8 protein-coding genes and 2 pseudogenes are annotated in these 10,822 nt (G+C 61.2%); 6 read left to right on the top strand and 4 right to left on the bottom strand.

Going from position 1 to position 10,822, the window contains the following annotated elements; translation table 11 throughout:
- Nucleotides 1-103 precede the first annotated feature (103 nt).
- The 4 genes from dgcB (at nt 104) to ACFY68_RS04700 (ending at nt 5,635) form a co-directional block, all read left to right on the top strand.
- Nucleotides 104-2,056: a dimethylglycine demethylation protein DgcB gene (gene dgcB / locus ACFY68_RS04685; RefSeq protein WP_387523763.1), complete on the top strand. Its 1,953-nt coding sequence runs from the start codon at nt 104-106 to the stop codon at nt 2,054-2,056.
- Entirely contained in the window at nt 2,056-3,288 is a 1,233-nt protein-coding gene (locus ACFY68_RS04690) for an electron transfer flavoprotein subunit alpha/FixB family protein (RefSeq protein ID WP_387523766.1), read from the top strand. Before dgcB ends, ACFY68_RS04690 begins: the two co-directional genes overlap by 1 nt.
- 10 nt (nt 3,289-3,298) lie before the next feature.
- Entirely contained in the window at nt 3,299-4,069 is a 771-nt protein-coding gene (locus ACFY68_RS04695; protein ID WP_387523769.1) for an electron transfer flavoprotein subunit beta, read from the top strand.
- Nucleotides 4,070-4,822: 753 nt separating this feature from the next.
- A complete protein-coding gene (locus ACFY68_RS04700) occupies nt 4,823-5,635 on the top strand; it encodes an RHS repeat-associated core domain-containing protein (RefSeq protein WP_387523772.1) in 813 nt (270 codons plus the stop codon).
- A gap of 63 nt (nt 5,636-5,698) precedes the next feature.
- Here the strand turns inward: ACFY68_RS04700 and ACFY68_RS04705 are convergent.
- Nucleotides 5,699-6,073: pseudogene (locus tag ACFY68_RS04705) on the bottom strand (transposase); the annotation flags it as partial.
- A gap of 153 nt (nt 6,074-6,226) precedes the next feature.
- On the opposite strand from ACFY68_RS04705, the gene ACFY68_RS04710 reads away from it, so the two are divergent.
- On the top strand, nt 6,227-6,979 hold the full coding sequence (locus ACFY68_RS04710; protein WP_387523775.1) for an RHS repeat-associated core domain-containing protein: 753 nt from the start codon (nt 6,227-6,229) through the stop codon (nt 6,977-6,979).
- A 54-nt stretch (nt 6,980-7,033) separates the two neighbouring features.
- Here the strand turns inward: ACFY68_RS04710 and gbcA are convergent, their stop codons facing one another.
- The gene (gene gbcA, locus ACFY68_RS04715; protein WP_387523778.1) at nt 7,034-8,326 is read right to left on the bottom strand and encodes a glycine-betaine demethylase subunit GbcA; all 1,293 of its coding nucleotides are present in this window, start codon (nt 8,324-8,326) and stop codon (nt 7,034-7,036) included.
- 295 nt (nt 8,327-8,621) lie between these two features.
- On the opposite strand from gbcA, the gene gbcB reads away from it, so the two are divergent.
- Entirely contained in the window at nt 8,622-9,722 is a 1,101-nt protein-coding gene (gene gbcB, locus ACFY68_RS04720; protein ID WP_387523781.1) for a glycine-betaine demethylase subunit GbcB, read from the top strand.
- 128 nt (nt 9,723-9,850) lie between these two features.
- Here gbcB and ACFY68_RS04725 read toward each other — a convergent pair whose 3' ends face one another.
- Both ACFY68_RS04725 and ACFY68_RS04730 read right to left on the bottom strand, forming a co-directional pair.
- Nucleotides 9,851-10,123, bottom strand: coding sequence for a DUF3077 domain-containing protein (locus tag ACFY68_RS04725; protein WP_387523784.1), 273 nt, complete (start codon nt 10,121-10,123; stop codon nt 9,851-9,853).
- 4 nt (nt 10,124-10,127) lie between these two features.
- A pseudogene (locus tag ACFY68_RS04730) lies at nt 10,128-10,396 on the bottom strand (hypothetical protein).
- Nucleotides 10,397-10,822 lie beyond the last annotated feature (426 nt).

The raw sequence follows: 10,822 nt of genomic DNA on the forward strand, positions 1-10,822 counted from the left end.
CACCAACAACGATGTTGTCAGGCCGGACGTCTTCGCGGGACAAGCCCGCTCCCACAAGGGGCATAGCGGCGCAAGAATTCAGCTGTTGTTGTGGGAGCCTCCCATGTTGAACACCCTTCTACCCATCCTGCTGTTCGCTGCCCTTGGCCTGGCGGCGCTCGGCGCCCTGCGCCGGGTGCGCATGTGGCGGCGTGGCCGGCCGTCCAAGGTCAACCTGATCGGCGGCCTGCTGGCCATGCCGCGCCGCTACCTGGTGGATTTGCACCACGTGGTCGAGCGCGACAAATACATGTCCAAGACCCACGTGGCCACCGCAGGCGGCTTCGTACTGTCGGCCGTGCTGGCCATTCTGGTGCACGGTTTCGGCCTGCAGAGCAAGATCCTCGGCTACGCGCTGCTGGTCGCCACGGTGATCATGTTCAGCGGTGCCATCTTCGTCTTCAAACGTCGGCTCAATCCGCCTTCGCGCCTATCCAAAGGCCCGTGGATGCGCCTGCCGAAAAGCCTGCTGGTGTTTGCGGCAAGCTTCTTCATTGCCACTTTGCCGGTTGCCGGCATCCTGCCTGCCAACACCGGTGGCTGGGTGATGGTCGCGGTACTTGGCCTGGGCGTGCTGTGGGGCGTGTCGGAGCTGTTCTTCGGCATGACCTGGGGCGGCCCGATGAAACACGCCTTCGCCGGTGCCCTGCACCTGGCCTGGCACCGCCGCGCCGAACGCTTCGGCGGCGGCCGCTCCACCGGCCTCAAGCCGTTGGACCTGGAAGACCGCAACGCGCCGCTTGGCGTGGAAAAACCGGTGGACTTCACCTGGAACCAGCTGCTCGGCTTCGATGCCTGCGTGCAGTGCGGCAAATGTGAAGCCATGTGCCCAGCGTTCGCTGCAGGCCAGCCGCTGAACCCGAAAAAACTCATCCAGGACATGGTCATCGGCCTGGCCGGTGGCACCGACGCACAATTCGCTGGCAGCCCATACCCGGGCAAACCCATTGGCGAGCACGGCGGCAACCCGCACCAGCCCATCGTCAACGGCCTGGTCGATGCCGAAACCCTGTGGTCGTGCACCACCTGCCGCGCCTGTGTCGAAGAGTGCCCGATGATGATCGAGCACGTCGATGCCATCGTCGACATGCGCCGCCACCTCACGCTGGAGAAGGGCGCCACCCCGAACAAGGGCGCCGAAGTACTGGAAAACCTGATCGCCACCGACAACCCGGGTGGCTTCGCCCCCGGTGGCCGCATGAACTGGGCAGCCGACCTCAACCTGAAACTGCTGCCGGAAGTGAAAACCACCGACGTACTGTTCTGGGTAGGCGACGGCGCGTTCGACATGCGCAACCAGCGCACCCTTCGTTCGTTCGTCAAAGTGCTCAAGGCCTCCGGCGTGGACTTCGCTGTGCTCGGCCTGGAAGAGCGCGACAGTGGCGACGTGGCGCGCCGCCTGGGCGATGAAGCCACCTTCCAGCAGTTGGCCAGGCGCAATATTCAGACCCTGGCCAAGTACAAGTTCCAGCGCATCGTCACCTGCGACCCGCACAGCTTCCATGTGTTGAAGAATGAATACGGCGCACTGGGTGGGGATTACCAGGTGCAGCACCACAGCACCTACATCGCTGAACTGATCGCAGCCAAAAAGCTCAACCTCGGCCAGCACAAGGGCGGCAGCGTCACCTACCACGACCCGTGCTACCTGGGCCGTTACAACGGTGAATACGAAGCGCCCCGCGAAGTGCTCAAGGCGCTGGGTATCGAAGTGCGCGAGATGGAACGTTCGGGCTTCCGTTCCCGTTGCTGCGGCGGTGGCGGGGGGGCGCCGATCACTGATATCCCGGGCAAGCAACGTATACCCGACATGCGCATGGACGACATCCGCGAGACCAAGGCCGAGCTGGTTGCAGTGGGTTGCCCACAGTGCACTGCGATGCTCGAAGGCGTGGTCGAACCGCGCCCACAGATCAAGGACCTCGCCGAGTTGGTAGCCGATGTGCTGATCGAAGAGGAAACCCCGGCGGCCCCAAAGTCGCCAACGGTCAAACGTGAACCTGCGGAGGTGCACTGATGAGCGACATCATCCGCCGCGACCCGCGCGCCGAGTGGATCGCCCGTAACCGTCTGCACCCGCTACATGCGGCCCTGCAGACGCAACAAACCCGTTGGATGGGGCCAAACGGCCTCATCCGCAAGAACCCGCATGCCATCGCCGCCGGGTTCATCGGCCCCAATGGCCTCAAGCGTATCGACCGCAGCGGTGCCCAGCAGGGCACCGGTGTCGGCGGGCGGCGCGCAGCGGCAGCGGTGGTGCAGTTGCCGCTGCACCAGGTGCCGGCGCCGGCGTTCTACATTGCCGTGGTGCCAGACATGGTCGGTGGCCGCCTGAGCAGCCACGATCGCGACCTGCTGGGGCTGGCACACGGCCTGGCCGGCAAAGACGGCGCAGTGTTGGCCGTGGTGTTTGGCGAACACAAGGAAAGCAACTTTTCCACAGCCGGCGTCGATCGCCTGCTGGTTATCGAAGGCGAAGCGTTCGAAGGCTACGCACCTGAGCAACTGGTGCAGGGGCTGCGGGCTGTGGATAACCAGTTCACGCCGCGCCACTGGCTGCTGCCCGATAGCCGCACCGGTGGTGGCGAACTGGGCCGGCGCTTCGCTGCCGCTTTGGGCGAGCGCCCGGCGACGCGGGTTTGGCAGGTCAAGGACGGCCAGTGCATCGGCCGTGCCGGTGCGGGTCAGCAGGACCTGCAACGCGCCGTGCCACGCTTGATCCTGGCTGCGGCGGAATGCGCCGAACCTGTCAACGAGACCCGCCACGAAGCGCTGCCGGTGGAGTTGTCCACAAGCGTTGCACGCAGCCTGTCGCGTATCGAAGACCTCGGCTCGGTGGCCGTAGACCCGGCCACCATTGCCATGGCCGAGTCCGAGTTCATCGTTTCGGGCGGTAATGGCGTCAAGGACTGGGACCTGTATCACAAGGCGACCGCAGCCCTCGGCGCCACCGAAGGCGCTTCGCGGGTGGCAGTGGACGACGGCTTCATGCCGCGCAACCGCCAGGTGGGTGCGACTGGTACCTGGGTTACTGCGCGGGTCTACGTGGCTGTGGGTATCTCTGGCGCGATCCAGCACCTGCAGGGCATTGGCGCCTGCGACAAGGTGGTGGCAATCAACATGGACCCAGGCTGCGACATGATCAAACGTGCCGACCTGTCGGTGATTGGCGACAGTTCGGCGATTCTCCAGGCACTGATCGAGGCTGTGGACAACTTCCGCAGCGGCGGCCAGCGCGACGCGGCATAAGGGCACGAGCATGAGTACGAAAGTCATCAGCCTGGTTTCCATCGGTGCCCACCCCAGCTCCGGCCGCGCACGCCGCGCCGAGCAGGATGCGCGTGCGGTGGAGCTAGGTTTGCGGCTGGCTGGGGATAACTTGCAGGTGGTGCATGCCGGCGACCCGCAAGAAGAAGCATTGCGCGCCTACCTGGGCATGGGCCTGGATCACCTGGATGTGCTGGAGCAGCCTGCCGGTGCTGATGTGCTGGGCGTGCTGGGGGATTACCTGCGCGACGCCGGGGCGCAGCTGGTGCTGACCGGCAGCCAGGCCGAGACGGGTGAAGGGTCGGGCATGTTGCCGTTCCTGCTGGCCGAAAAACTTGGCTGGCCGTTGATCGTGGGGTTGGCCGAGGTGGAGTCGATCGAGAACGGCACCGCCCAAGTATTGCAGGCCTTGCCGCGTGGTCAGCGGCGCCGGCTGAAAGTGCGCCTGCCGTTGCTGGCGACTGTGGATAACGCTGCGCCCAAGCCGCGCCAGAGCGCATTCGGGCCGGCGCGCCGGGGTGTGCTGGCGGCGCGCAATGTGGCGATAGTCGAGGATGATCTGCTGGCCGAAGCCGAGTTGCAGCCTGCACGGCCACGGCCCAAGCGGCTCAAGGTGATCAAGGCCAAGAGCGGCGCAGACCGGATGAAGGCTGCCACCGCCAAGGCCAGTGGCGGTGGCGGCAAGGTGCTGAAGGATGTATCGCCACAGGAAGGCGCCGAGGCCATCCTCAAGCTGCTGGTGGAAGAAGGCGTGCTGCGCTAAAGCCTTTCGCGCTCGCCGGCAAGGCCGCCCTCACTCTGTGGGAGCGGACCTTGCCCCGCGAACACCGGCGCAGCCGGTGCCGTACACCGAGGGGGCTGCTTCGCGGGGCAAGCCCGCTCGCACAACGATCCCCTGACCGACGTATGCACATCCTACCTGTGCATAAGTCCATCCTGTTCCCCACCACACCGCTGGATTTGGCGAAACTTGGCACAACCGTCAGGTGCCAACTCTGTTTTGCCCACGGAATCTGTTCGCCAAGGTGTGGATAAAGTGTTGGTGCATGGCTGGGGGCCATATATAACGGGGCTTTCAGAGCTTTGCTCATAAACTGATCAGGTTTGAGCCGGCTCTTCAGACACGGATATGCGTGTCTCCGAGTGGTTTTGCCCACAATCGCTGTTAGCTGGTCTGTGGATAATCTGTTCGGCACTGCCCGAAAGGCGCGCAGGTCATGGCTTGTGAGGATTTGATCAGAAAATAATCAAATTGGTGAATGTATTCTGATTCATGATTATCAAGGCCTTGAATCGCTTATCCACAACCCAGGCTCTGCACGTTCGAGTTTTTGCTCACAAACTCTGTTGGCGTCTCTGTGGACAAGTTGTATGAACATCGCTGTAGCCCAACAATACCAAGGCTTTGCTTGTGTTGATCAAATATTGATCAGGGTGCACCTGATATTTGTGTCAGTACACAACCTTCTGAGTTAGCGCTAAGGTAGTCGAGCACTTAGCGGAGTTGTGGATAACCATGGCACGAGCTTACTCACCTTACGGCGTTTCTGGGGGCAGCCCGGTAACAGCTCTGGGGTTTTGCGGCCAACGCCGTGATCCGCTTTTGGGGGGTTACCCGCTGGGGAATGGTTATCGCCACTACAGCCCTGCGTTAATGCGATTCGTGAGCCCCGATAACCTTAGCCCGTTCGACCGTGGAGGGATAAATGCGTATGCCTATTGTGGAGGTGACCCCGTTAATCGGACCGACGAGTCGGGGCGGTTCTGGATCGAGTTGTTAACTCACTTGGCTTTTGGCACAAGTGCGATAGCAGGTACGGGCAATATGGTTATTTCGCGTATGAGGGCCAGGATCAACAATGTTGCACTTCCGGATCGCGTTGTCGAACCAGCACTGCCGAGCCGTCATCCTCGCGTGGCCGCTGCTGCAAATGTTCTTGATACGTACGCTTACACGACTTCGATCATTCTGCGTGGACCGCATCTAGCCAATACCTTTAATCCTGGTTCCATGGCAAACCTTCAGCCGGTACTCAATGGGGCTGACCTGGGACGTGCAGGGGCTGGATTTCTGGGCTTCGCAGCCCTACCTATGAATGCCAGGCATGAGTGGCGTCGTGCGGGTGTACGAGGGATGCCTAGAGGGCGACTGCTCGCCGAAGCAGTACTGGATGCTTACGGCTTGAGCTATATGTGGCGAGGGATACAACAAGCCAGCAGGGCGGTGAGCACTGCCGTATCGGGTGCTTACAGGGGGGTTGTCGAGAGAGTGAGGGGGCGTGTTAGGCAACCTGATGTTGAGGCCGGTATCAGAGTAACGCGTTTGTAAGCCGCTGGAGAGCCCCGCCGCAGTACTGTGTACCTTGACGGGGGCGGGAGTGTCCGTTTCTTTCCAGAACTTCGCACCCTCAGTATTCTCGATCCAGATGCCCAGACTATGGCGCGTACCATCGGGCAGAACGCCCAAGGTCAAGTAAATCGCCTTGTTGCGTACCAGGCCTTCTTCGCCAATTTTCACCCGCAGCGCATCGAAGAAAATGACCGGGTACATCGGCTCCAGAGGGCACTGTTGCCACGCGCCGATCTCTTCCATGACTTCGTCTGTCACGGAGCTGATGAAGTCGGGTGAAACCTCTGTTCCGTACTGCTCGGAAAGGAACGCCCGGATCTCTCTGACCGTCATTCCACGGGCGTACATGGCGATGATCTTGTCGTCGAAACCGGTGTAACGGCGCTCATGCTTGGGGATCAGGATGGGCGAAAAGCTCCACTGCGCAGAGCCACGCGATGCCCACAACGGTAGGCAAATCCGCCTGTGGGTAGGGGCGTGGGGTTCTATCCGCTAGTACTTTTGCCAGTTCACCTCATCCGCTTGCAGGGTTAACGTCACGGGACACTCTTACACCGAGAGCTACCCAACATGTCTTCACTCCATCTGTTAGCCCCCGACAGGGCTCAGCCGCCAATGGCAGGCTCGGTTTTTGGTCCCCGGGCCCACACACCCTACGGTCATGTACATCAGCCCAGCGGCCCGATTCTGGGATTCAGCGGCCAGCCACGCGATCGCGTCACCGGCTGCTATCACCTGGGCAATGGCCATCGAAGCTACAACCCAGTCTTGATGCGCTTTCATTCAGCGGATCGCCTGAGCCCCTTCGGCAAAGGCGGGATCAATGCCTATGCCTACTGCGGTAATGATCCGGTCAACAGGGCAGACCCCAGTGGTCAGAGTCCCGCCTGGCTCGGACCGCTCAGAAGCTTTGCAGCAGGGGTCGCCAATCTGCTCGTCACCGCGGTCGGGGTTTATCGCAATTACAACACTGAGCGTAATTTCAATATCTCGGGACATGATGCAGGAAGCCGAGCGGGGGTGCTGGCATTCAACACCGCCGAAACACCCTTGAACACGTGGAGCACGCGCGACAAGGTGCTGGCCACGTTGGGCGGGGTGAGTGCGGGTATGAGTATCGGTACCGCCGGTGCGCGTTTGATGGGCGCCCATGGCGATTTACTTGCTTGGGTGGATATGGCGTTTGGATTTTTTGCCACGGCGATTTCCTTCGCCGAACTGTTCAGCATTGCAACTGCGCCTATGCCGGAGCGCTACCCGGTACACGGCAATCAGTGGAATGCCAGGTCCGATGTGAGCCCGATCAGGACCACCGCGGTGTGAGCCGGGCTCCGGCCACGGCAAAGCGATGCCGTGGCCTAAGCCCGCCCGTCGCCACTACTGGGCTTTGACTTCCTTGAGATACGGCGCCGGCTCCGCCCCGAGGTTTTCCAGCACCCGCTGGCTATACCAGTCGATGAAGTTGACCACGCCGAACTCATAGGTCTTCGAGTAAGGGCCTGGCTGGTAGGCGGTGGAGTTGATCCCGCGCTGGTTCTCTTCGGCCAGGCGGCGGTCCTGGTCGTTGGTGGCGTCCCACACCTTGCGCATGCGCTCAGGGTCGTAGTCCACACCTTCCACCGCGTCCTTGTGCACCAGCCACTTGGTGGTGACCATGGTTTCCTGGGCGCTGATCGGCCAAACGGTGAACACGATCATGTGGTCGCCCATGCAGTGGTTCCAGGAGTGTGGCAGGTGCAGGATGCGCATCGAGCCCAGGTCTGGGTTCTTGATGCGGCCCATGAGCTTCTGGCAGGCCTGCTTGCCGTCCATGGTCATCGATACCGTGCCTTTGAGCAGCGGCATGCGCACGATGCGGTTACGCAAGCCGTGGCTCTTGTGCAGGTACGGGATTTTTTCGGCTTCCCAGGCGGCGGCCGAGGCGGCTACGTGGTCCTTGAATTCCTGGCTGGCGCGCGGGTCGTTGGTGTCGTCCCACTCCAGCAGGGTTTGCAGCAGCTCCGGGTGCGAACCGCTGCAGTGGTAGCACTCGCGGTTGTTTTCCAGCACCAGCTTCCAGTTGGCCTTTTCCATCAAGGTGGTATGCACCGCCACCTTGGTGTTCTCCATGTCGTACGGTTCCATGTAGTGTTCCAGCGTGGCCAGGAACTCGTCGATGGCAGGTGGGTTTTCCGACAGGCTGATAAAGATGTAGCCACCGGCAACCTTCACGTTCACAGGCTTCAGGCCGTACTCCTTCATGTCGAAGTCGGCGCCCATTTCGGTGCCTGCAAACAGCAGGCGGCCGTCCAGTTCATAGGTCCACTGGTGGTAGTGGCAGACCAGCTTGGCCACTTTGCCTTTGTCGCTGACGCACAGGCGCGAACCGCGGTGGCGGCAGACGTTGTGGAAGGCGTGCACCTTGCCCTCGGCGCCACGCACCACCAGGATCGGGTTCTTGCCGATCTGCAGGGTGATGTAGTTGCCCTTTGCCGGGATCTCGCAGGTCATGCCGGCGATCAGCCATTCTTTCTGGAAGATCTCCTGCATGTCGATCTGGAACAGACGCTCGTCGGTGTAGAACGGCTGGGGCAGCGAGTAGGTGCGCTCGCGGGTCTGCAGCATCTCGGCGGTTGCCTTGCGTGCAGGTTCAAGTGGATCGCCCAGGCTCAGGGTTGCGGTGACGTCCATCGTGTAATCCTCGGGGCCGTGTGCGGCCGGCAAAAGGTGGCTAATCGTTGTTGTGGTGCCGCAAGACTGGCTGCCAGAAAAAGGCAGTTTCTTTTGCCGTGGAGTGTGCGTCCGAAGGCGGCGCGAACCGTATCCATGGGCGACATGGCCGATTTGAATTACGACGCGCCAGCCCTTGTATCACGGGGCTGGTCGCGATAAGCACGCCGATGTCGCAGGCAGGAATGTACGTCGCGTTCAGCTTGCGCATTATCGCAGCCATGAAAAGGGCCAGAGTCGGCCGCTGGAGATGAACATGTCCGATACCTTCCTCAATCCGGTCACCACCCAGACCTGGGCCAACGGCCGCCACATCGTGCGCTGCGTCAAGGTCATCCAGGAGACCTGGGACGTGCGCACCTTCTGCTTCATGGCCGACCAGCCGATCATGTTCTTCTTCAAGCCTGGGCAGTTCGTCACCCTGGAGCTGGAGATCGATGGCAAGCCGGTGATGCGCTCCTACACCATCTCCAGTTCGCCATCGGTGCCCTACAGCTTCTCGATCACCGTCAAGCGCGTGCCGGGCGGGTTGGTATCCAACCACCTGCACGACACCATGCACGAAGGCGCCGAGCTGCCGGTGCACGGCCCGGTGGGGCTGTTCAACGCCATCGATTTCCCGGCGGGCAAGACCTTGTACCTGTCGGGTGGTGTCGGTATCACCCCGGTGATGTCGATGGCGCGCTGGTTCTATGACACCAACGCCAACGTCGACATGGTCTTCGTGCACAGCGCCCGTTCGCCGAAAGACATCATCTATCACCGCGAGCTGGAGCAGATGGCCTCGCGCATCCCCAACTTCAGCCTGCACATCATTTGCGAGAAGCACGGCTTGGGCGAGCCCTGGGCGGGCTATCGCGGCTACCTGAACCAGCGGCTGATGGAGCTGATCGCGCCCGACTACATGGAGCGTACGGTGTTCTGCTGCGGCCCGACGCCGTACATGACCGCCGTCAAGCGCATGCTCGAAGCGGTTGGCTTCGACATGAAGAACTACCACGAAGAGTCGTTTGGGGCGACGCCGCCGGAGGCCAAGGCCGATGCAGTGGAGCACGCCGAGCAGGCCGCCGACGCGCCGGAAGTGGACGTCTCGGACCTCAACCTGGTGGAGTTCATCGGCAGCGAGAAGAGCATCCGCATCGCCCCGGGCGAGACCGTGCATGCGGCAGCGGCCAAGGTTGGCCTGATGATCCCGAAAGCCTGCGGCATGGGCATCTGCGGCACCTGCAAGGTGCTCAAGCTGGGCGGCGAGGTGGAGATGGAGCACAACGGCGGTATTACCGAGGAAGACGAGGCCGAGGGTTACATCCTGTCTTGCTGCAGTGTGCCTAAAGGGGATGTGCGGATCGATTACTGATCTGAGGGCCCAGGGGCTGCTTTGCAGCCCATTCGCGGGGCAAGCCCGCTCCCACAGGTATTGCACTGAGCCTGAGGGCAGTGGAGTAGCTGTGGGAGCGGGCTTGCCCCGCGAATGGGCTCTAGAGGTCAATGCAATCTGTTCTTGGCCATCTCGATGTCATTCATCAAAGCTTTGGCCAAAGCACTCAGGTAGTCCGCTGCACCCAGCAACTTGTGGTCATCCTCGATATCCCCCTCTCGGACCAGATGCTTGATGTAGCCCAGCAGGACCGAGACCTGTTCATAGGCATCATCGATGGGAATCCCCGGCTGAACCCTTAACAGGTCAATCGGCGGGTTACCCACTTCAAGGAACGTTTCTGCACCGATCGTGGCCATGGATTTGGTTTCGTCCGCCATATCGTCATCCCTCTGCCTTTTGGCCATAAATCCGATCATGCACATGCTCCACCAGGGAGTGCGCGATCTCGGTGGCATGCATGGCATTGCTCAGCATGCTCAGGCCATGCTCGCCGGCGCGGGCGCGGCAGTGTTCGTCGATGGTTTCGATGACGCCGCGCAGTAGCTCGCTGACGTGAGCCAGGGCGTCGGGTGGGTACATGTCGGATTGGACGGTGAAGAAGGAGGTGGTGATGGGTTTGCGGTGGGTGGGTCGGGGACGATCTTTTTCATGATGTAATTCCAGCTTCATGACAAAGGGAACTACCACCTGAATCTTTCTCATGGATTGAGGGCGGCAGCCGTATGCAGGTGTGAGAAAGCCGATAGAAGCTAGCAAACACTCGGCCAGGCAAAAGCCCGCCCACATACGGCCACCATAATGGTGCTGCTAGCTAATATCGGGTTCTCATGCCCGGTCGCCGAAGCGACCCGAAAACGTTATCCCTGGGGCATTTCCCCGACAACAGCGACACTTCAGCAGCGCGCGTAGGATAATTCCCAAGCATGCTGATCTTGAAGTATTTGGTTTCAAGTTCAGAAATGTCTTACGGCTGCCGGCCCTTTCGCGGGTGTACGACCGGAGACATCGTTTACATAGTAAACCGGGGACATGGTTTACACATTTGAGGCTTGGACGCGGTTTTCGCCTCGTCCAAG

The organism is Pseudomonas sp. NPDC012596 (genome assembly GCF_042902325.1).
In the GTDB taxonomy this organism is placed as follows: Bacteria; Pseudomonadota; Gammaproteobacteria; order Pseudomonadales; family Pseudomonadaceae; genus Aquipseudomonas.